The organism is Variovorax guangxiensis (genome assembly GCF_003952165.1).
Taxonomy (GTDB): Bacteria; Pseudomonadota; Gammaproteobacteria; order Burkholderiales; family Burkholderiaceae_C; genus Variovorax; species Variovorax guangxiensis.
On sequence record NZ_RXFT01000001.1, the window covers coordinates 977458 to 996163 of the forward strand.

Below are 18706 nucleotides of genomic sequence, written 5' to 3' on the forward strand. Positions count from 1 at the left end.
TCCTCACTGGCTGGCAAGCTCTCCGCTGGGCAGCGTGAAGCGTTCGTGCTCGGTCTTCGCGCTCTCGGGCGCGCGGACCAGCAGCACCGGAACGGGCGCCATGCGCAGGATGTGCTCCGCGCTGCTGCCCATGACCCAGCGGCCGAGCCCACGGCGGCCATGGGTGCCGATGACGATCAGCTCCGCCTTCCACGCCTGCGCGGCGGCGATGACCTGGTCGTGGACGCTGCCCTTGAAGCTGTCGAGCAGCACGCTGTCGGCCTCGACGCCGTCCTTGGCGGCTCTGGCGCACCCGTCAGCGAGCAGCTTCTGCGCGTTGGCGCGCAGCTCCTCCAGCCAGTTGCCGGCATAGCCAGCGTAGGCATCCATGGCCAGCGCGAACGAGAGTTCGTCGATCACGTGCGCCAGGCGCAGGCGTCCGCCGGAGAGCCTGGCCAATTGGATGGCCTCGTCCAGCCCGCGGCTGGAAGTGGAACTGCCGTCGATGGGAACAAGAATGCGTTGGTACATGGCTCGACTCCGGAGGGTTGAAAGAGTCGGACCAGTATCCGGACGGGCGCCTCGGACGGCTTGATATCGATCAAACGCTCAGCTCCCCGGCAGGAGCGGCCTTGATCTGGAACAAGCCCGCGCGCGGCGAAAGCGCGACCCTCGGGGCATGCACAGGAAGACTCTCATGCCCCACGCCACCGTCCGCATCATCCGCCAGGAGCACGCCGCGCTCGCCGCCATGCTCCGGTCCATCGTCATGCTGCTCGAACAGCACCGCAGGAAGGGCACGCTGCCCGACTTCGCGACGCTCAGGGCCATGCTCTTCTACGTGGACGAATTCCCCGAGAAGCGCCACCACCGCAAGGAGACGGAGCTGCTGTTTCCCAGGCTGCGTGCCCGCACGCCGATCTCGCGCGAGCTGCTGGACAGGCTCGACAGCGACCATGCCAAGGGCGAACGCCGGATTCGCAACGTGGAGCACGCGCTGCTCGCCTTCGAGATGCTGGGCGAGCCGCGGCGCGAGGAATTCGAGAAAACCGTCGGCGAGTACGTCGATTTCTATCTCGACCACATGGCGCTGGAGGAGCGAGAGATCCTGCCGCTGGCCGAGCGGGTGCTGACCGAGGACGACTGGCGCGACCTGGACGACGCCTTCTCGCAGAACCGCGACCCGATGACAGGGCACGTGCCCGATCTCGAATACAACGCGCTCTTCACGCGCATCGTCAACATCGTTCCCGCGCCCATCGGGCTGGGGCCGGCGCTGTAGGGCCGGCTCTCCACCTTTCCTGCCTTTTCCCGCTTCCCGCTCAGCGCATCAGCACGTAGGTGCCGGGCGCTTCGCAAAGCGGAGCCAGCCCACGCCGCGGCGCGCCCATCGCGGGCGGGCGGCGCCTGGGCCCCGAATGCGCCGCGAGCCATTGCTGGAACGCGGGCCACCACGACCCCTCGACTTCGCTCGACGCGTCGAGGAACTCGTCGGGCGCGACGTACGCGCCATGCCTGCGCCGGCGCAACATGCGGTAGCCGCGGTGCGCATGCCCGGGCTCGCTCACGATGCCTGCGTTGTGGCCGCCTTCGGTGAGCACGAAGCTCACGTCAGCGTCGCACAGCAGGCTGAACTTGTAGACGGAGCGCCAGGGCGCCACATGGTCCGTCCGCGTGCCGAGCAGGAACACCGGCACGTCGATGTCGCCCAGCGAAACCGGCCGTCCGTCGACGAGGTAGTGGCCCTCGGCCAGTGCGTTGTCGAGGAAGAGGCTGCGCAGGTAATCGGCGTGCATGCGATAGGGCATGCGCGTGCCGTCCGCGTTCCATGCCATCAGGTCGTTCAGCGCGGGGCGCTCGCCGAGCAGCCAGGTCCGCACCAGCGGTGCCCAGACCAGCTCGCCGGGCCGCAACGATTGGAAGGCCGCCGCCATCTGGGCCGCGCCCAGGAAGCCCTGGTACGCCATGATGTCCTCGAGGAAGGCGAGCTGGCTTTCGTCGATGAACAGTCCGATCTCTCCGGGCTCGGTGAAGTCGGTCTGCGCGGCCAGCAGCGAGAGCGAGGCGAGGCGGTCGTCACGGTCGCGCGCCATCGCCGCCGCCGCGATGGCCATCAGCGTGCCGCCGAGGCAGTAGCCGACCGCATGCACGCGGCGCCCGGGCAGCACGGCCTCGACGGCGTCGAGGCTGGCGCGGATGCCCAGCCGCAGGTAGTCGTCCATGCCGAAGCCGGCGTCGCAGGCGCCGGGGTTCTTCCAGGAAACGGCGAACACCGTGTGGCCCTGGCCGACCAGGTAGCGGATCAGCGAGTTGTGCGGGGAGAGATCCAGCACGTAGTACTTCATGATCCAGGCGCTGATGACCAGCACCGGCTCGGCATGCACCGTCGGCGTCGAAGGCGCGTACTGGATGAGCTCGACGAGCTCGTTGCGCATGATGACCTTGCCCGGCGTGAGCGCCACCTCGTGCCCGGGCCTGAAAGCCTCGGCGCCGACCGCAGGCGCACCGATGGCGCCGCGGAAGATGGCCTCCGCTCCCTGGGCGGCACCGGTAAGCAGGTTCATGCCGCCAGTGGCTGCGGTCTTCTTCAGAACCTGCGGATTGGTCGCGGGGAAGTTGGCGGGCGAAACCATCTCGAGCCATTGCCGCATGGTGAAGGCGACAAGCTGCCCGTGGTGCCGGTCCACGCCGGGAACGTCGCGGACCAGTTCTAGCAGCCGCCGCCCGGCTGCCTCGAAGGCGTCGCGGTACACGCAGAAGGGCCAGGCCGCCCAGTCGTCCGCTGTCAGCCGCGGGTCATGCGCCCGCGGATCGGCGCAGGGCAGGGCCTGGTGCAGCGCCAGTCCGGCACCGCGTCCGGGCTGTGTCGCGAAATGGATGGCCCAGTCGGACCACGCCAGCATGAGCGCCGCCGGCGACATGCCGCCGCCGAGCCGGCCCCAGACGGCGTGGAGCAAGCGGTCGAATTCGTTGTGCTCGCGGGTCACTTCAGGTCCTTCCGTGAAGACGGCGGGGCTTACGGGTGTCGCGCGCCGAAGTCTGCTGCCTCGCGCGCCGCTTGCCCTTGCGCGGCGTCAAGGTCTTGCCGAAGCGGCGCTCTTACGCTTTGGACGCCTTGTCCCTTCAACCCCTTTCAATCCATCGGAGCCGAACATGCCAGCCAAGATCGTCGATTTCTCCGCCCGGTCCAAGGTGATCCGGGACGAACCCTTCAACGCGCACTTCTGGCAATGCACGCCCGCCGAGTTCCGGGCATACCTGGGACGGCCGCGCGATTTCCTGCACAGGCTGGGCATCGTGGTGCCAGGCGAATGCCGGATCGAAACAACCATCGAGAACCACGACTGGCTCGAGCAGGAGGCGCCCGAGTTCGTGAGCGAGGGCGGCAGCGACACCGTAATCTGCAACATGGGCAGCGGCGCGGCCGATCGTTCGGTGTATCGGGTCGTGAGCTACGCGCGTGACGAGGCAGCGACCGGCAATGTCGAGAAGACGCTGCTGCACCGCGCGAATCGCCAGCAAGTCAAGGATGCGAAGCCGTCGTCCGGGCGCAAGGCCAAGGGCCGAAAGGCGAAGAAGGCAGCCAAGGTCCGCCGCGCTGGCGGCCACCAGTGAAGAGCCTCGAGGCTGAAGGGCTCCAATCGACGCGGCCTGCCGCTGGCTTTCAACGGCGCCGGTGCGCCTCGACCACCGACTGGCAGGCGGCGCAGCGGATGGCCGTGGGCTGCGCGAACAGCCGGGCACGCGAGATCTCGGCGCGGCAGTCCGCGCAGACGCCGTAGCGGCCGTCCGACAGGCGTGCGAGCGCCTGGTCGATCTCATCGAGCCTGTTGCGGTCGATCTCGATTTCGGCCAGGCGCACGTCGGCCGCACGCTCCGCTTCGGCTTCGTCGGCATGGGTCGTCACATCGCGCGCGTCCCCGGCGGACAGGAGTTCGGCACTGGGGGCCGAGGCGCGGAGTTCGTCGAGAACCTGCCGCTTCATCGACTCGAGCTGCCGGTGCAGGGCGCGGCGGTCGGTGGCATCGAGGTGTTTCATGGTCGTTTGTCCTTGATTGAGATGGATGAACTGCGGATGAACTCTCTGCATCCCCCGCTTCGGCGGTCGCAGGTGGTCATGAGCGGCCTCGGCGCGAGGCTGGAATGCGCACCGCCACGTAGGCGAGCCGGCGGTCGCGCATGACCAGCAACGCGACCGTGTTTCCGGCCGGTATGCGGGCGAGGGCCTGCCCGAGGTCCTCGACGCGATAGAGCTTCGTCGTGTTCACCGCCACGACCACGTCGCCCGCGCGGATGCCTTCGCTGCGGGCGAGGCCGCCGGCCTCGCGCACCATCAGGCCGCTGTCGATGTTCAGCTGCAACCGCTGGGCGGATGAGATCTCTCCCACGCTCAGGCCCAGGCCGTCGTTCCATTCGAGGGGCGCGGCCGTGAAGGATGTGCCGGCGGCGGCCGGCTGTACGGCCAGCGTCGCCCGCAGTACCTGAGGCGCGCCGTGCCGCCACACCTCCAGCTGTACCCGGCTGCCGGGCGGGCGCTGGGTGATCCGTTGCGGAAGGTCGGCGAAGCGCTCGACGGGCTTTCCGTCGAGCGCTAGCAGGGCGTCGCCCTGCGCGAGGCCGGCCGCTTGCGCCGGACTGCCGGGCTCGACGCGGACCACCAGGGCACCGGTCGCGGCCGGCAGCCCGAAGGACTGCGCCAGCGCTGGTGTCATTTCCTGGAACTCGGCGCCCAGGTAGGCCCGGCGCACGCTGCCATGCTCCTGCAGTTCGCCTGCGATGCGCATCGAAAGGTTGATCGGCACGGCGAAGGACAGGCCCATGTACCCGCCGCTGCCGCTGTAGATCATCGAGTTGATGCCCACCACTTCAGCGCGGCTGTTGAACAGGGGGCTGCCCGAGCTGCCCGGGTTGATCGCGACGTCGGTCTGGATGAACGGAATCTCGCCCGCGCCCGCCATGACGCGCCCGACCGCGCTCACCACGCCGGCCGTCACGCTGCCATGGAAGCCGAAGGGCGAGCTGATCGCGGCCACCCAGTCGCCGGGCGCGAGCGCCGAGGAATCGCCGATGACGGCCACCGGCAGGCCGGTCGCATCGATCTTCAGCAGCGCGACGTCGGTGCGCCGGTCCACGCCGGCCACGCGCGCCGTGAAGCGGCGGCCGTCGTCCAGCCGGACCTGCACTTCGTCGATGTTGGTGACGACGTGCGCGCTGGTGAGGATCAGGCCGTCGCTGCGGATGATCAGGCCCGAAGCGAGGTCGCGGATCTGACTGATGCGCGCGCTCGCGGGCAGGGGCCAGGCCAGGCGGTCGGCGAAATCGTGCTCGGGTGCGATCTCGAGTTCGATGTCTTCCGGGTTCAGGTCGCGCCCGATGCGCAGGGTGCTGATGTCGACCACCGACCTGCTGCGGCTGGCGACCAGCGACGAGAAGTCGCCCGTACCTGCCGCCGCTTCGGCGCGTGCCGGGGCGGCGGGAGCCGGAGACGCCGTCTCAGGCGCAGGCATGGGCGCGGATATCGGCGCCGCGCAGGCGCACAGCAACGTGGTGCTGGCCGCAAGCGCCCAGGCGAGCCGGGCGGCGCGCGGCAGCGCATTCGCGCGAATGGAAGGCGTGTTCACGTCGATCCGGCGCCGGGCTTCAGCTCGATTGCGGCGACAGCGTCACGGGGCGCACCACGGCCTGTGGGCCCTCCGCTTCGCGCACGGCGTTGCCGAAGGCCTGCAGCCGCGCCGCGCAGCTGCCGTCGTCCACCTCGCGCATCGTGACCGAGGAACTCAGGATCGGCGCGCGGCCGAGAATCTTTGCGATCTCGGCGGCCGCGTTCGGTGCTCCCTGTCCGCCCATCACCGAGAGCACGGCGGCGTCGGGAAGCCGGGCGCGCTGGCGTGCGACGAAGCTGCGCATGGGGCCGGCGAGCTGCAGCATCCAGATCGGCGACACCAGCACCACTGCGTCGAAGTCGCCCGGCGGCGGCCCGTCGTAGCGGATGGCGGGCTCGCGGCGCAGCAGGGAGTCGATCACGCAGCGCAGGCTGCCCAGGCCGCCCGCGCGAGGCCGCGTCTCGGTGATGTTCGCGAGCTGCCAGTTCTGCTGGCTGCACAGCAGCTCCGCGACGCGGCGGGAAGTGCCCGTGTAGGAATAGACGATCACCAGGACGTTGTTCATGCTTGCCTCTGCTGCGTTCATGGAAACCCAATGTAGGCAGCGGGCGGGCCCGATGCCTTGCGCTGCATCAAGGGCCGGTGCGGTGCGCGCGGCGACCATCCTTGCATCGGGGAAGCTCCCCGGCTGAAGGAACCATCATGAAAATCCTGCTTGCCGTCGACGGCAGCGACTACACGGACCGCATGCTGTCCTACCTGGCCGCGCACAAGGAATGGTCGGGCGCGGGCCACGACTTCACCGTCTTCCACGTGGTACTGCCCGTGCCGCATCGCGCCGCGGCTTTCGCGGGACCGGAGATCGTGCACGGCTACTACGAGGACGATGCGCGGATGGTTCTCGAACCTGTGCGCGGCCTGCTTGCCAGGAACGGCATCGAGGCGCGCTTCGAACACCGCATCGGACATCCTGCCGAGGAGATCGCCGCGTTTGCGCAGAAGGGGAAGTTCGACCTGGTGATCATGGGCTCGAGGGGCCACGGTGCCCTGACGAACCTGGTGCTGGGCTCGGTGGCCAACAAGGTCCTGGCCGCGTGCACGGTGCCGGTACTGCTGGTGCGCTGATGAAAACCACCGCCTTCGCGCAAGGCGTGGCCGCACTGGCCCTCGGCGCATTCGCGCTCGCGGGCGGAACGAACGCCTGGCCGCAGGCGCGCTCCTGCATGGAACGTAGTCAGCCGGTATCGCAGGCCGTCGACTTCGCGGCCGCCGCCGCGCGGCAGTCGCCCGCGGTGGTGAGCATCATGGTCACGCAAGGCAGCGGCGACCGGCCCGCCATCGGCGACGTGCGCCCCTCCATGCCATGGGATAGGGCGTGGGCGCGTGGCTTCGCCTCGGGCTTCATCATCGGCAGCGACGGATACATCCTGACCAGCGCCCATGCGGTGACCGGCGCCCGGGCGATCTCCATCGTCACCGCCGACCAGCGCCGCTTCGATGCCGAGGTGGCAGGAGTGGACCGCCTCAGCGATGTCGCGCTGCTGAAGGTCGCGGCTTCAGGCCTGCCGGTCGTCGTTCCGCGCCGCGGCGGCGAGCTGTGCCCCGGCGAGCGCGTTGCCGCCATGGGCGCGCCGTTCGGCTTCGAGCGCAGCGTGACCGCCGGCGTGGTGAGCGCCAATCCGCGCTACATGCCTGGAGGAAGCGGCGTGCCGCTGATCCAGAGTGACGTGGCGCTCAACCCAGGCAACTCGGGCGGGCCGCTGTTCGACGAACGGGGCGAGGTGGTGGGAATGAACTCGATGATCTATTCGCCCGGCGGCGGATATTTCGGCATGTCGTTCAGCCTGCCCATCGATACCGCGATGCGTGTCGCGGATGAACTCCGCGCGACCGGGCACGTGAGGCGAGGGCACATCGGCGCCCGCACCCAGCCCCTGACGGCCGAGCTGGCGCCGGCCTTCGGCCTTGCCTCCACTCAGGGAGCGCTGATCGTGCGGGTCGACCCGGACAGCCCGGCCGCGCAGGCGGGGCTTCGCAGCGGCGACGTGGTGCTGGCCGCCGGAGGCGACACCGCGATGAGCTACGCCGACATACAGAATCGCGTGGCCGCTGCCCGCGCGGGCAGCCGGATCGCGCTGAAGATCTGGCGCCACAAGGCGCCGTTGACGGTGCAGGTGGGCGTGGTCGAGAACCCGCCCGATGTCTCGCCCCGTACGGCCGCGCGCGCCGCCGCGCAGCAGGAAACGCGCTTCGGGCTCGAACTCATCGAGCGCAAGGGTGTGCTGGGCATCAGCCTGCCGTCCCCGGGGCTGTATGTGCAATCGGTCTCCGGTTCGGCCCAGATGGCGGGGCTGCGATACGGCGACATGCTGATCGCGGTCAACGACGTGGAGGTGGCCAGCCTGGCGGACTTCGACACGGTGATCCGCTCCGTCGCGGAGAGCGACACGGTTGCGCTGCTCGTCGTGCGTGGCTCGGCTCGAAGCTATGTGCCGATCCTCCCGCGCAGTGCCGCGCGCGCTCCGGTGGCGCGGCACGCAGGCGAGGCGGCCGCGCCTGTGCCCTGAGGCTTTCGCGATGGAAAAGACGAGCAGCTGCGGCGTTCTGGTGTTTGACATGGCAGGGCAGTTGCTGCTGTGCCACGCGAGCGACAGCCGCTACTGGGACATTCCCAAGGGTGCCGCCGAAGGGCAGGAGGAGGGCGCGCAAGCGGCTGCGCGCGAGGCGGGCGAGGAGTGCGGTCTCCGCCTGTCACCGGAGCAACTGCGGGAACTGGGACTCTTCCCCTATCGCAAGGGCAAGGATCTCCGGCTCTTCGCGGCGCTGGTGCGGCCCTTCGAGGCGAAGAGCTGCGTGTGTTCCAGCTTCTACACCGACCGCCATGGACGGCGGCGTCCCGAGATGGACGCGTTCCGCTGGGCCACCTTCGAGCAGTTGCCCCGGCTCTGTGCGCCCAGCCTTGCCGCGGTGCTGACGCAGGCGTTGTCACTGGCAGCCATCCACGGGCAATTGCTCTACGAAGTGGGGCCGGTCGATGTTGCACCCGGGCCGCACGGCTTTCGCGCAGTTGATCCTGCGCAAAGCCGCGCGCAGGCGGCCGCTCAAGAATGACCGCAGGCCGTTCCCGAAAAACCATCACGAGGTCGCCCCATGAACATCACCTTGAACGCAACCCTGCAAATCCTGGGGTTCTGCATCGCAACGCTGCTGGCAACTGGTGTCCTCGTGCTGGCGGGCTTGAATGAACGGAATTCTTCGCCGAACGGCCTGGAAACCATCTCGCACACAACGAAAGACTCACGATGAAGTCCAACCGCAGAACTTTCATGCTCACGCTTGCCGCAGCAGGGGCGGCCGTTACCGCCACCGGCTCTTTCGCACAGGCTCGGCTCGATGAAAAAGACCCGCAGGCCGTGGCCTTGAGTTATGTAGCCGACTCGGCGAAGGCCGACGTGAAGAAGTTCCCGAAGCATGACAACGCGCAGCTGTGCAACGGCTGTGCGCTTTGGCAATCCAAGCCGACGGATGCGCAAGGCAACTGCGCACTGTTTGCCGGCAAGCAAGTCAACGCCAAAGGCTGGTGCAGCGCTTGGTCCAGGAAGGTCTAGCGGACCGATTTCGTCAGCTTCAAGCGCATGGCGCGTGCGAATGAGGCGAGGCCGGCCAAGTGCGGCTATCGATTTGCGACCGCGCGGCTCTCGCTGGGCTCCCAGCCGCCACCCAGTGCCATGGTCTGGAGCGCGCCAGCGTGGATGCCATCGCTGCCGACGCGGGCGTCTCCAAGATGACCGTGTACAGCAACTTCGGCTCCAAGGAGGGGTTGTTCGAGGCGGTCGTGCGCGACAGGACAGTAGCCGTGATGGCTGGCTTCCCCGGGGCCGGGGCGCTGGACCCGAACCAGCCGGAGAAGGTGCTGCTGGTGATTGGGGAGCGGTTTCTCGCGCTGGCGCGCGGGGACGCCCTGGGCGCGTTGCGCGCCGTCTATGGCGTCGCGGGGGCGCAACCGGAAGTCTGTCGCGCGCTGTACAAGGAGGGGCCGGAGCGTGTGATGGACGAGCTGGCTGCATATCTGCTTCTTGCCAGCTCGGCGGGCACGCTGAAGGTGCGGAATCCGCTCCAGGCAGCGGACCTGTTCCTGTCGATGTTCCTGGGCTCCGGCCACATCCGCGGGATGCTGAAGCTCGACATGCCGGATACCCGGGAAAACAAGGCTCTTCTGCAAGAGGCTGTTCGGGTCTTCATGAGGGCCTACGGCGCGTAGGCTCTACAGGGTAGCTTGCCGGCAATGGGGCAGAACTCCTGGTTGCCTCCCGCGCGCATTATTTAACATAACGCACATTGTGTGAAAATTATACCGCGCAGGGAGCTAGTCCAACCGGCCATCGCCGCAGGCAGCGGCATCCACTGCACGACTCAGCAGCAGCCGCGCCGAAGAAGAACGAAAGCTCACCACTTGCCGTCCTTGGGAACGGCCTTGGCCGCGCTGGCTTTCGCATTGGCGGCCGCGGCGATCATCGAGGCGGCTTCCGAGCGGTTCGCCTTGTTGGCGAAGTCGACGGCGGTCATGCCCAGCTGGTTCTTCATGGTTGTGTCGGCGCCCTCTTCAAGCAGCAGCTTCACGGCATCGTTGGAGCCGTACATGGCGGCCATCATCAGCGGCGTGGTGCCGTTGGGCGATTGCGCGTCGATGAAGGCGAAGTTCTCGAGCAGCGTCTTCATGATCGCGATCTGCCCGCTGGTGGCCGCGTAGTGCAGCGGCGTCCATCCGGTCTTGTTGACGGCAGCGTCGCGCTTGAGCAATTGGGCGACCACGTCCTGCTGGCCCTTGATCGCAGCGAGCATCAGCGGGGTTTCGTCCTTCGGGCTGGCGATGTCCACATCGGTCTGCGGCGCTTCGATCAGCACCTTGATCACCTTCGGCGAGGGCTCGCGCAGCGCGATCAGCAAGCCGGTCTGGCCGTGCTCGTCGCGCGTGTTGGGGTCGAAGCCGCGCTGGATCAGGTTGCTGACGCCGCTGGCGTTGTCGCCGCGAACGGCGCGGAAGAAGTCTTCGAACGAACCAGCGTTCGCTGCAAAAGATGCAACAATGACAACAAGATAGATGGATTTCTTGAAGTAGTTTTTCATGATTTGACTTCCCTGAACAATGCTTCGAAATTGTCGCTCGTGGCCTTGGCGATGGCCTCTACGGGCATCTGCCTGAGTTCGGCGATCTGCTGCGCCACATAGGGCACGTAAGACGGGTTGTTGGTCTTGCCGCGGTACGGAACCGGCGCGAGGTACGGGCTGTCGGTCTCGATCAGCATGCGGTCCAGCGGCACGAAGGCGGCCACGTCACGCAGGTCCTGCGCTTTCTTGAAGGTCAGGATGCCGGAGAACGAGATGTAGAAGCCCAGGTCGAGCGCGGCGCGGGCCACCTCGGCGGTCTCGGTGAAGCAATGGAACACGCCGCCGGCAGCGCCGGGCGAGCCGTCTTCACCCTCTTCCTTCAGGATCGCCAGCGTGTCCGCCGAGGCTTCGCGGGTGTGGATGATCAGCGGCTTGCGCGTCTGCTGGGCAGCGCGGATGTGCACACGGAAGCGGTCGCGCTGCCATTCCAGGTCGGAAATGCTGCGGCCGCCCTTGCGCTCTTCCATCTGGTAGTAGTCGAGGCCGGTCTCGCCGATGGCGACCACGCGCGGCCGCTGCGAAAGCCGAACCAGATCTTCGATCGAGGGCTCGGCGATGTCCTCGTTGTCGGGGTGCACGCCCACGCTGGCCCAGAAGTTGTCGTAGCTGGCGGCCAAGGCCTGCACTTCGTCGAATTCCTCGAGCTTGGTGCAGATGCAAAGCGCCCGGTCGACCTGCGCCGCGGCCATGGCGGCGCGGATCTGCGGCATCTGGCCCGCGAATTCGGGAAAGCTGAGGTGGCAGTGGGAGTCTGTGAACATCGGAAATGGTGGGATGCGAGGCGCACCCCCTTGTCTGGCCCGGACTGCCGGGTTTCGTATGGGAGGCAGGCGCCGTCGACCGAGTTCCGCGTCACGAGGACGGGGCGGAAAACTCAGATGGTTTGCGTGGGGCGATCGGAGGCCATCGAGCCGCCGAGTGCCGCCTCGATGCGCGCCTTCAGCTGGCGCGACTTCTCGTCGGAAGGAAAACGGATACCCACGCCCGGCGCCCGGTTGCCGGCGGCGCGCGGCGGCGTGATCCAGGCGACCTTGCCGGCCACCGGGTAGCGCTGCGGGTCTTCGGGCAGCGTCAGCAGCACGTAGACGTCGTCGCCGAGCCGGTATTCGCGCGTGGTCGGAATGAAGATGCCGCCCTCGGCGAACAGCGGGATGTAGGCCGCGTACAGCGCGCCCTTTTCCTTGATGGCGAGCTGGATGACGCTCGGCCGGGCGGGTGTAGAGGATGCTGCGGGTGCAGCGGATGCGGCAGGTTGGTTCATGGTCGGCGACGAGCGGCAGAGTTTAGGGTGGTTCGCGCTTCGCTCACAAGCGCTTCGAGCATGAGGCCGGCGTTGAACGGGTGCTCCGCGGTTCTCGCGGCGCTTGCGAGCGACTTCGACCAGCGCGCGAGCGCCAGTCGGGGCGGTGCAGCGGGCAGATCGGCGGCCTCGAAGAAACGGGGTGCGGCGCCGTTGCCGACGGCCATCAGGTCATGGCAGAGCTTCTGCAGCGCGCCGACAGCCTGCGCGGGCGCGTGATCGGCCAGCGCGCCGACGTCGCCGCGCACCATGGCCTTGGGCAGCAGTGCCCAGGCCTTGGGCGACTGTCCCGAGCGCGCGAGCTTCAGTGCATCGCTGGGCCGGCCACCGGCGGCGCGCAGCAAGGCGGCCGCGTCGGCGGCGGGCACGTCCTGCGCGGCGAGCCAGGCCTCGGCCTCGGCGGTTGCGGGCCATGGCAGCGTGAAACCCAGGCAGCGGCTGCGGATGGTCGGCAGCAGCTGCCACGCGGCCTCGCTGGCGAGCACGAAGCGCACGTCGCCCACGGGCTCCTCCAGCGTCTTCAGCAGCGCATTGGCCGTGATCGTGTTCATGCGCTCGGCCGGATACACCAGCACCACCTTGCCGCGGCCGCGCGCGCTGGTGCGCTGGGCGAAGCCGACCGCGTCGCGCATCGCCTCCACGCGGATCTCGCGGCTGGGCTTGCGCTTCTTGTCGTCGATGTCCGCCTGCGCCTTTTCGTCGAGCGGCCAGCCGAGCTCCTGCATCGCGACCTCCGGCATCAGCACGCAGAGGTCGGCATGCGTGCGCACCTCGATGGCGTGGCAGCTCGGGCAATTGCCGCAGGCGGTGCCCTCCTCCGTCGGCTGCTCGCACAGCCAGGCGGACGCCAGTGCCAGCGCCAGCTCGTACTGGCCGATGCCCGACGGGCCCTGCAGCAGCCAGGCGTGGCCGCGCTGGCGCAGCAGTTCGGTCAGCGGCCGGCGCAGCCAGGGAGACAGTGCCTCGGCGCTCATCCGGCGCGACCTCCGGCCAGCACGCCATGCGCCCTCAGCGCGGACTCGATCTGCAGCCAGACCTGCTCGCGCGTCTGGCTGGCGTCGATGCGCACGAAGCGCTGCGCGTCGGCGCTTGCGCGTTCCGCATAGCCCTGGGCAACGCGGCGGAAGAACTCGACCGGTTGCGCCTCGAACTTGTCGGGCACGCGAGCACCGGCCAGCCGCTGTGCGGCGATCTCGGGAGCGAGGTCGAACCACAGCGTGATCCGTGGCTGCAACAGCTTCGTGCCGCCCGCCTGCCCCTGGACCCATTGCTCGAGAGTCGACAACACGGCGTTGTCGAAACCGCGCCCCCCGCCCTGATAGGCGAAGGTGGCATCGGTGAACCGGTCGCAAAGCACCACATCGCCGCGCGCCAGTGCCGGGCCGATGACCTGGGCGATGTGGTCGCGCCGGGCTGCGAACACCAGCAGCGATTCGGTCAGCGGATCCATCGGCTTCTCGAGGACCAGCCCGCGCAGCGTTTCGGCCAATGGCGTGCCGCCGGGCTCGCGCGTGCGCACGACCGTGCGGCCCTGCGCCTTGAACAGCGCCTCCAGCGCGTCGAGATGGCTCGACTTGCCCGCGCCGTCGATGCCTTCCAGCGTCAGAAACAAGCCTTGGTCACTCATTGGGTCGTTGCCTTCGGTTTGGTGTCGCCGCCGCGCTGGTAGCGGTTGACCGCGCGGTTGTGATCGTCGAGCGAACTGCTGAACTGGCTGGTGCCGTCGCCGCGAGACACGAAATACAGCGATTTGCTTTGCGCCGGCTGCACCGCCGCCAGCAGCGCCGCCTTGCCGGGCATGGAAATCGGCGTGGGCGGCAGGCCGCCGCGCGTGTAGGTGTTCCAGGGCGTGTCGGTCTGGAGGTCTTTCTTGCGCAGGTTGCCGTCGAAGGCGGTGCCCATGCCGTAGATGACGGTCGGGTCGGTCTGCAGCGGCATGCCGATGCGCAGGCGGTTGGAGAACACGGCCGCGATTTCCGCGCGGTCGTTGGCCTTGCCTGTCTCCTTTTCGACAATGCTGGCCAGAATCAGCGCCTCATCGGCCGATTTCAGCGGCAAGTCGGAGGCTCGGGCGGCCCAGGCAGCTTCCAGCTTCTTGTCCATGGCGCGCATCGCGCGCTGCAGCAGGGCGATGTCGGTCGAGCCCTTCGAGTAGGTATATGTGTCCGGGAAGAAGCGTCCTTCCGGGTGCAGGCCGGGCTTGCCCAGCTTGGCCATGAGCGCCTCGTCGGTCATGCCCACGCTCTCGGGCTTGAGCTGATCGGCCTTGGCCAGCGCGGCGCGCACCTGGCGGATGTTCCAGCCTTCCACCAGCACCACGCTGCGGGTGGCTTCCTCGCCGCGCACCAGAATGTTGAGCAGCAGCTTGGGCGTGACGCCACGCTCCAGTTCGTAGCTGCCGGCGCGCATCTGGCGGTCTTGCCCAGAGATGCGGAACCACAGGTAGAGCAGTTGCGGCTGCACGTCGACGCCCGTGTCGGCCACCGCCTGGGCAATGCCGCGCGGCGTGGTGCCGGGTTCGACCGACAGGTCGACGCTGGGCGCAGGCAGCTTGAGCGGCTGATGCACCCACCAAAGGCCGGCGCCGCCGAGCGCAAGCACGGCCAGGGCGGCGAGCAGGAAGAGCGTGAGGAAGAAACTGCGCACGAGTCCGATGTGGGGATGACGGGGAAAAAGCCGGAGGCAATCAAAAAACGGTGCCCTTGCGAACCGAAGGGCTGGAGCCCCTGCCGCCTCGAAGGAACAGGCCCGGCCATGATAATTCAGCGATGACCACTGTCGTTCTCAATGGGGTGACCGCCCTCTCCCATCTCGGCGTGATCCGTGCCGAAGGTCCGGACGCCGCCAGCTTCCTCCACGGCCAGCTCACACAGGACTTCTCCCTGCTCGGAGCCTCCGACGCCCGCCTGGCCGCGCTGTGCACCGCCAAGGGCCGTGTGATCGCGAGTTTCATCGGCATCAAGCCGCAACCGGAACTGATCCTGCTGGTGTGCAGCCGCGACATCCTTGCCGCCACGCTCAAGCGCCTGTCGATGTATGTGCTGCGCGCCAAGGCCAAGCTGAGCGACGCCACCGAGCAGTACGCGCTGTACGGCCTGGCCGGCACCGCCCTTACCGCCAACGGGCTCGACGCGGCGGCCCCGCCCGGCAAGCGCACGGCTGTCGGCGACGAAGTCAGCGCCGTGTCGCTCTACCCGGCCGACGGCGTGCCTCGCGCGCTCTGGATCGCTCCGGCCGGGCATGCCGCGCCCACGGGCCCGGCTCTGGACGACAACCTGTGGCAATGGAGCGAGGTGCGCAGCGGCATCGTGACGCTGACCACGCCCGTCATCGACGCCTTCGTGCCGCAGATGATCAATTACGAATCCGTGGGCGGCGTGAACTTCAAGAAGGGCTGCTATCCAGGCCAGGAAGTGGTCGCGCGAAGCCAGTTCCGCGGCACGCTGAAGCGGCGCACCTACCTCGTCCAGGCCGATGCGCCGGTGGCCGTGGGGCAGGAAGTGTTCGCCGCCGGCGACGCCGGGCAGCCGGTGGGCACCGTGGCGCAGGCCGCGCCGGCGCCCGATGGCGGCTGGTCCGCGCTGATCTCCATGCAGATCGCCGCGCTCGAGGCCGGTGGCCTGCGCGCCGGCGCGGCCGACGGCCCGGCGCTCACGGTCGAGCCGCTGCCCTACCCGCTGCTCGAAGACATCTGAGCCTGCGCACCCTTTAAACCCCCAACGCCCTCAAAGCGGGTGTTTGGCGCTGTCGAAAATCGACGGCGCCATTTTTTTGCGCGTCTCCTAACCCCGTTGCCGTTGCCGAGCCGTAGAAGCCGGCACCGATCAACTCCGGCAAGGAAACACCATGAAGCGCAGACTCTTTTCCACCGCCCTGGCCCTGAGCGCCGTGGCCTCGTCGTTCCCGGCCTGCGCGCAGACCTCGGAACGGCCCTACGTTCCCTCCACGCCGTCCAGCCGCATCGGCTCGCTGATGCAGATCAGCGTGGTCGACCGCGGCAGCGGCGCCGAACTGCCGATCTACCGCCATCGGGGCGAATACTGGGTGGCCGGCCGCCCCGGCGCGCGCTACGCCATCCGGGCGCGCAACGCGATGGGCGAGCGCATCATGGCCGTGATGTCCGTCGACGGCGTCAACGTGGTCACGGGCGAAACCGCTGGCGTCGGGCAGAACGGCTACGTCTTCGGCGCCCGCGAGCGCAGCGACATCACCGGCTGGCGCAAGAGCGATTCGCAGATCGCCGCCTTCGAGTTCGCCGCGGCCGGCAACTCTTACGCCAGCCGCACCGGCCGGCCGGACGACGTGGGCGTGATCGGCGTCGCGATGTTCCGCGAGCGCATGCCCGAACCGCCGCCTGCGCCGCTCACGCCGTTCCCGCGCCGCGATGAATACGGCGGATACGGCCCCGAGCGCGAGCGCCGCGGCGAATCGTCGTCGTACCAGGGCGACGCGCGGGCCAAGGCAGGCGCAGCCGACAACGCCGCTCCCGCTGCGGCCGCCGAATCTTCCGGCAGCCTGGCCCGCCAATCCGCGCCCAGCCCGAGCCTCGGCACCGCACACGGCCGCCGCGAAACCTCGTACGTTGGCAAGACGACCTTCGAGCGCGCGCAGTCGTCGCCCGACGAGGTGGTCCGCATCCGCTACGACAGCCGCGAGAACCTCGTCGCCGCAGGCGTGATCCCGGTGCCGCCCCCTCCGCGCTGGCCGCGTCCCGCGGGGCCGTCGCCCTTCCCCGGCTCGGACCCGGGCTATGTGCCCGATCCGCCGAGCCGTTACTGAGAGGAAGAAGAGGACCGAAGAGGCCGGCGCATCTCGATGTGCGGAATGCCGGCCTCCTCGAAGCCGTCTCCATGCGGCACATAGCCCAGTCGCGCATAGAAGCGCTCGGCGCTGCGTTGCGCGTTCAGTGCGACCACGCTGGCGCCGCGCTCCCTGGCAGCCTCCTCCAGCACCTGCATCACCGCGGCGCCATGGCCGCCGCTGCGCAGATTGCGATGCACGGCCACGCGGCCGATGTGCGAGATGCCGTTCTCGGCCGGCAGCAGCCGGGCCGTGGCGATGACCTGCCCGAGCCGGTTGCGCGCGACCGCATGCAGCACCACGGCGTCCTGCTCGTCCCACTCCAGCGATTCGGGAATGTTCTGCTCCTCGATGAACACCGCGCGCCGCAAAGCGCCGGCGCCTTCGCCGAGCGTGGCCCAGTCGCCCGTCTCGATGGTGCGCATGGCCTCGCCAGCCTCGTAGCCCAGCAGCACTTCGCGCAGCGCCGGCGGCACCGGCTTCGACGTCTGCGTCGCCGGGTCGGCGAACACATAGACCAGCTCGCAGCCGACCAGGAACTGGTCCTGCCGGAACAGCCCGCCTTCGAACACGATCGACGAGTTGCCGATGCGCACGCAGCGCATGCCAACGTCGAGCACGTCGTCGATGCGCGCCGAAGCGCGGAAATCGACCGTCGCCTTGCGCACGTACAGGTCGCCGCCCATCGCGTGCATCGACTCCTCGTACGGCAGCGCCAGCGCGCGCCAGTAGTCGGCGATGGCGGTGTCGAAGTACATCAGGTAGTGCGCGTTGAAGACGATCTTCTGCATGTCGACTTCGGCCCAGCGTACGCGCAGGCGGTGGAAGAAGCGGAAGTCCTTGCGTTCGGTAGCTGTCGTCGTGTTGCTCATGGTGCCAGTAGTGCCTCTTTGATTGCCCGGGCCGCGTCGTCCTGCGCCTGCAGCGCCTCCGGAATCGCCCGGCCCATCTTGATGAATTCGTGGATCACGCCGCGGTAGATCTCCAGGTCGACCGGCACGCCCGCCGCGCGCAGCTTGTCGGCGTAGGCAATGCCTTCGTCCACCACGGGGTCGCATTCGGCCAGGCCGATCCAGGCCGGCGCCACGCCGTCGACGTCGTCGGCCAAGAGCGGCGCAAAGCGCCAGTCGTCGCGGTCGGCCGGGGTGTTGACGTACTGCGCGAAGAAGAAGTCGATCATGGCCTTGGTCAGCAGCGGGCCCTCGACATGGCGCAGGTGCGAGGCTGTGTCCTGGTGCGCGGTGGTGCCGGGGTAGATCAGCATCTGCAGCAAGAGCGGCAGGCCCGCGTCGCGCGCGAGGATGGCGCACACGGCCGCGAGCGTGCCGCCGGCACTGTCGCCGCCCACGGCCAGTCTGGACGGATCGAGGCCCAGGCCCGTGCCCTCCTTCGCGATGAACTGGAAGGCATCCCAAGCGTCGTTCGACGCGGTCGGGAACTTGTGCGCGGGCGCGAGCCGGTAGTCCACGGAGATCACCACGCAGCCGCTCTTCGCGCTCAGCACGCGGCACAGCGTGTCGTGCGTGCGGATGTTGCCGACCGTGAAGCCGCCGCCGTGGAAATAGATCAGCACCGGCAGCACCGCTGACGATGGTGCGTACAGCCGCGCGGGAATCGCATACCCGTCGCGCGCCGCGATGGTGAAGTCTTCGACGCGCGCCAGCTCGGGCTTCGGCACTTCGAGCACGCCGGCGCCCTTTTCGTAGGAGGCCTTGGCCTCCTCGGGGGTCTGCTTGTCCAGCGGCGGGTGGCCTGCGCGGGCCATGCGTTCGACGACGCTGGCCATCTTCGGCGTGAGCCGCGTGCCCGCCGGTGTTCCGGGCGCGACAGCGGCAAGGGTTTCTTTCGTGTGCAA

The 18706-nt window shown here is 68.5% G+C and carries 23 protein-coding genes; 10 read left to right on the forward strand and 13 right to left on the reverse strand.

Annotated features, from left to right (window positions below; translation table 11 throughout):
- Window positions 1-3: 3 nt before the first annotated feature.
- The gene (locus EJP67_RS04695; protein WP_126019932.1) at window positions 4-510 is read right to left on the reverse strand and encodes a universal stress protein; all 507 of its coding nucleotides are present in this window, start codon (window positions 508-510) and stop codon (window positions 4-6) included.
- 166 nt (window positions 511-676) lie between these two features.
- Here EJP67_RS04695 and EJP67_RS04700 point away from each other — a divergent pair, with 166 nt between their 5' ends.
- Complete coding sequence (locus EJP67_RS04700; RefSeq protein ID WP_126019934.1) at window positions 677-1261, forward strand: hemerythrin domain-containing protein; 585 nt, start codon at window positions 677-679, stop codon at window positions 1259-1261.
- Window positions 1262-1301: 40 nt separating this feature from the next.
- On the opposite strand, the gene EJP67_RS04705 is transcribed toward EJP67_RS04700, so the two are convergent.
- Window positions 1302-2966 carry a PHA/PHB synthase family protein gene (locus tag EJP67_RS04705; RefSeq protein WP_126019937.1) on the reverse strand — a complete coding sequence of 555 codons (1665 nt, stop codon included), beginning with the start codon at window positions 2964-2966 and terminating at the stop codon, window positions 1302-1304.
- Between the two features lie 166 nt (window positions 2967-3132).
- Between EJP67_RS04705 and EJP67_RS04710 the strand changes: the two genes are divergently transcribed.
- Window positions 3133-3594, forward strand: coding sequence for a hypothetical protein (locus tag EJP67_RS04710; protein WP_126019940.1), 462 nt, complete (start codon window positions 3133-3135; stop codon window positions 3592-3594).
- A gap of 49 nt (window positions 3595-3643) precedes the next feature.
- Here EJP67_RS04710 and EJP67_RS04715 read toward each other — a convergent pair whose 3' ends face one another.
- The 3 genes from EJP67_RS04715 to EJP67_RS04725 all read right to left on the reverse strand — a co-directional run bounded on the left by EJP67_RS04715 (window position 3644) and on the right by EJP67_RS04725 (window position 6147).
- On the reverse strand, window positions 3644-4018 hold the full coding sequence (locus tag EJP67_RS04715; protein WP_126019942.1) for a TraR/DksA family transcriptional regulator: 375 nt from the start codon (window positions 4016-4018) through the stop codon (window positions 3644-3646).
- A gap of 76 nt (window positions 4019-4094) precedes the next feature.
- Window positions 4095-5600 (reverse strand): trypsin-like peptidase domain-containing protein, encoded by a 1506-nt coding sequence (locus EJP67_RS04720; RefSeq protein WP_240650494.1) that lies wholly within the window; start codon window positions 5598-5600, stop codon window positions 4095-4097.
- Between the two features lie 19 nt (window positions 5601-5619).
- Window positions 5620-6147 carry a flavodoxin family protein gene (locus tag EJP67_RS04725; protein ID WP_126019944.1) on the reverse strand — a complete coding sequence of 176 codons (528 nt, stop codon included), beginning with the start codon at window positions 6145-6147 and terminating at the stop codon, window positions 5620-5622.
- Window positions 6148-6284: 137 nt separating this feature from the next.
- Here EJP67_RS04725 and EJP67_RS04730 point away from each other — a divergent pair, with 137 nt between their 5' ends.
- The 6 genes from EJP67_RS04730 to EJP67_RS04750 are packed head-to-tail and all read left to right on the forward strand — an operon-like array spanning window position 6285 to window position 9843.
- Window positions 6285-6707 carry a universal stress protein gene (locus EJP67_RS04730; RefSeq protein ID WP_126019946.1) on the forward strand — a complete coding sequence of 141 codons (423 nt, stop codon included), beginning with the start codon at window positions 6285-6287 and terminating at the stop codon, window positions 6705-6707.
- Window positions 6707-8149, forward strand: coding sequence for a trypsin-like peptidase domain-containing protein (locus tag EJP67_RS04735; RefSeq protein ID WP_126019949.1), 1443 nt, complete (start codon window positions 6707-6709; stop codon window positions 8147-8149). The genes EJP67_RS04730 and EJP67_RS04735 overlap by 1 nt, the downstream gene beginning before the upstream one ends.
- Before the next feature lie 10 nt (window positions 8150-8159).
- On the forward strand, window positions 8160-8693 hold the full coding sequence (locus tag EJP67_RS04740) for an NUDIX hydrolase (RefSeq protein ID WP_126019952.1): 534 nt from the start codon (window positions 8160-8162) through the stop codon (window positions 8691-8693).
- Window positions 8694-8732: 39 nt separating this feature from the next.
- Window positions 8733-8888 (forward strand): hypothetical protein, encoded by a 156-nt coding sequence (locus tag EJP67_RS33540; protein WP_165909548.1) that lies wholly within the window; start codon window positions 8733-8735, stop codon window positions 8886-8888.
- Window positions 8885-9190 (forward strand): high-potential iron-sulfur protein, encoded by a 306-nt coding sequence (locus EJP67_RS04745; RefSeq protein ID WP_126019954.1) that lies wholly within the window; start codon window positions 8885-8887, stop codon window positions 9188-9190. Before EJP67_RS33540 ends, EJP67_RS04745 begins: the two co-directional genes overlap by 4 nt.
- Window positions 9191-9249: 59 nt before the next feature.
- On the forward strand, window positions 9250-9843 hold the full coding sequence (locus EJP67_RS04750; protein ID WP_276312231.1) for a TetR/AcrR family transcriptional regulator: 594 nt from the start codon (window positions 9250-9252) through the stop codon (window positions 9841-9843).
- 185 nt (window positions 9844-10028) lie between these two features.
- Here EJP67_RS04750 and EJP67_RS04755 read toward each other — a convergent pair whose 3' ends face one another.
- The 6 genes from EJP67_RS04755 to mltG form a co-directional block, all read right to left on the reverse strand.
- The gene (locus tag EJP67_RS04755) at window positions 10029-10709 is read right to left on the reverse strand and encodes an ankyrin repeat domain-containing protein (protein ID WP_126019956.1); all 681 of its coding nucleotides are present in this window, start codon (window positions 10707-10709) and stop codon (window positions 10029-10031) included.
- Entirely contained in the window at window positions 10706-11512 is an 807-nt protein-coding gene (locus tag EJP67_RS04760; RefSeq protein WP_126019958.1) for a TatD family hydrolase, read from the reverse strand. The genes EJP67_RS04755 and EJP67_RS04760 overlap by 4 nt, the downstream gene beginning before the upstream one ends.
- A gap of 113 nt (window positions 11513-11625) precedes the next feature.
- Window positions 11626-12012 (reverse strand): PilZ domain-containing protein, encoded by a 387-nt coding sequence (locus EJP67_RS04765; protein WP_126019960.1) that lies wholly within the window; start codon window positions 12010-12012, stop codon window positions 11626-11628.
- Complete coding sequence (locus EJP67_RS04770) at window positions 12009-13025, reverse strand: DNA polymerase III subunit delta' (RefSeq protein ID WP_126019963.1); 1017 nt, start codon at window positions 13023-13025, stop codon at window positions 12009-12011. Before EJP67_RS04770 ends, EJP67_RS04765 begins: the two co-directional genes overlap by 4 nt.
- Window positions 13022-13678: a dTMP kinase gene (tmk, locus tag EJP67_RS04775; protein WP_126019965.1), complete on the reverse strand. Its 657-nt coding sequence runs from the start codon at window positions 13676-13678 to the stop codon at window positions 13022-13024. Before tmk ends, EJP67_RS04770 begins: the two co-directional genes overlap by 4 nt.
- Window positions 13675-14697: an endolytic transglycosylase MltG gene (mltG, locus tag EJP67_RS04780; protein ID WP_126019967.1), complete on the reverse strand. Its 1023-nt coding sequence runs from the start codon at window positions 14695-14697 to the stop codon at window positions 13675-13677. The genes tmk and mltG overlap by 4 nt, the downstream gene beginning before the upstream one ends.
- 122 nt (window positions 14698-14819) lie before the next feature.
- Here mltG and ygfZ point away from each other — a divergent pair, with 122 nt between their 5' ends.
- Together ygfZ and EJP67_RS04790 are read left to right on the forward strand one after the other, a co-directional pair.
- Complete coding sequence (gene ygfZ, locus EJP67_RS04785) at window positions 14820-15746, forward strand: CAF17-like 4Fe-4S cluster assembly/insertion protein YgfZ (RefSeq protein WP_126019969.1); 927 nt, start codon at window positions 14820-14822, stop codon at window positions 15744-15746.
- Window positions 15747-15897: 151 nt separating this feature from the next.
- Complete coding sequence (locus tag EJP67_RS04790) at window positions 15898-16830, forward strand: hypothetical protein (RefSeq protein ID WP_126019971.1); 933 nt, start codon at window positions 15898-15900, stop codon at window positions 16828-16830.
- Here EJP67_RS04790 and EJP67_RS04795 read toward each other — a convergent pair.
- Both EJP67_RS04795 and EJP67_RS04800 read right to left on the reverse strand, forming a co-directional pair.
- Window positions 16824-17723: a YbgC/FadM family acyl-CoA thioesterase gene (locus tag EJP67_RS04795; RefSeq protein WP_126019973.1), complete on the reverse strand. Its 900-nt coding sequence runs from the start codon at window positions 17721-17723 to the stop codon at window positions 16824-16826. The genes EJP67_RS04790 and EJP67_RS04795 overlap by 7 nt on opposite strands.
- Window positions 17720-18637 (reverse strand): alpha/beta hydrolase, encoded by a 918-nt coding sequence (locus EJP67_RS04800; RefSeq protein ID WP_240650533.1) that lies wholly within the window; start codon window positions 18635-18637, stop codon window positions 17720-17722. Before EJP67_RS04800 ends, EJP67_RS04795 begins: the two co-directional genes overlap by 4 nt.
- Between the last annotated feature and the right edge of the window lie 69 nt (window positions 18638-18706).

Excerpts from the sequence above, each read along its gene's own strand:
- EJP67_RS04695 (WP_126019932.1), bottom strand. The coding sequence starts at position 510 with ATGTACCAACGCATTCTTGTTCCCATCGACGGCAGTTCCACTTCCAGC.
- EJP67_RS04700 (WP_126019934.1), top strand. The coding sequence starts at position 677 with ATGCCCCACGCCACCGTCCGCATCATCCGCCAGGAGCACGCCGCGCTC.
- EJP67_RS04710 (WP_126019940.1), top strand. The coding sequence starts at position 3,133 with ATGCCAGCCAAGATCGTCGATTTCTCCGCCCGGTCCAAGGTGATCCGG.
- EJP67_RS04715 (WP_126019942.1), bottom strand. The coding sequence starts at position 4,018 with ATGAAACACCTCGATGCCACCGACCGCCGCGCCCTGCACCGGCAGCTC.
- EJP67_RS04725 (WP_126019944.1), bottom strand. The coding sequence starts at position 6,147 with ATGAACAACGTCCTGGTGATCGTCTATTCCTACACGGGCACTTCCCGC.
- EJP67_RS04730 (WP_126019946.1), top strand. The coding sequence starts at position 6,285 with ATGAAAATCCTGCTTGCCGTCGACGGCAGCGACTACACGGACCGCATG.
- EJP67_RS04735 (WP_126019949.1), top strand. The coding sequence starts at position 6,707 with ATGAAAACCACCGCCTTCGCGCAAGGCGTGGCCGCACTGGCCCTCGGC.
- EJP67_RS04740 (WP_126019952.1), top strand. The coding sequence starts at position 8,160 with ATGGAAAAGACGAGCAGCTGCGGCGTTCTGGTGTTTGACATGGCAGGG.
- EJP67_RS33540 (WP_165909548.1), top strand. The coding sequence starts at position 8,733 with ATGAACATCACCTTGAACGCAACCCTGCAAATCCTGGGGTTCTGCATC.
- EJP67_RS04745 (WP_126019954.1), top strand. The coding sequence starts at position 8,885 with ATGAAGTCCAACCGCAGAACTTTCATGCTCACGCTTGCCGCAGCAGGG.
- EJP67_RS04755 (WP_126019956.1), bottom strand. The coding sequence starts at position 10,709 with ATGAAAAACTACTTCAAGAAATCCATCTATCTTGTTGTCATTGTTGCA.
- EJP67_RS04760 (WP_126019958.1), bottom strand. The coding sequence starts at position 11,512 with ATGTTCACAGACTCCCACTGCCACCTCAGCTTTCCCGAATTCGCGGGC.
- EJP67_RS04765 (WP_126019960.1), bottom strand. The coding sequence starts at position 12,012 with ATGAACCAACCTGCCGCATCCGCTGCACCCGCAGCATCCTCTACACCC.
- EJP67_RS04770 (WP_126019963.1), bottom strand. The coding sequence starts at position 13,025 with ATGAGCGCCGAGGCACTGTCTCCCTGGCTGCGCCGGCCGCTGACCGAA.
- tmk (WP_126019965.1), bottom strand. The coding sequence starts at position 13,678 with ATGAGTGACCAAGGCTTGTTTCTGACGCTGGAAGGCATCGACGGCGCG.
- ygfZ (WP_126019969.1), top strand. The coding sequence starts at position 14,820 with ATGACCACTGTCGTTCTCAATGGGGTGACCGCCCTCTCCCATCTCGGC.
- EJP67_RS04790 (WP_126019971.1), top strand. The coding sequence starts at position 15,898 with ATGAAGCGCAGACTCTTTTCCACCGCCCTGGCCCTGAGCGCCGTGGCC.
- EJP67_RS04795 (WP_126019973.1), bottom strand. The coding sequence starts at position 17,723 with ATGAGCAACACGACGACAGCTACCGAACGCAAGGACTTCCGCTTCTTC.
- EJP67_RS04800 (WP_240650533.1), bottom strand. The coding sequence starts at position 18,637 with ATGGCCAGCGTCGTCGAACGCATGGCCCGCGCAGGCCACCCGCCGCTG.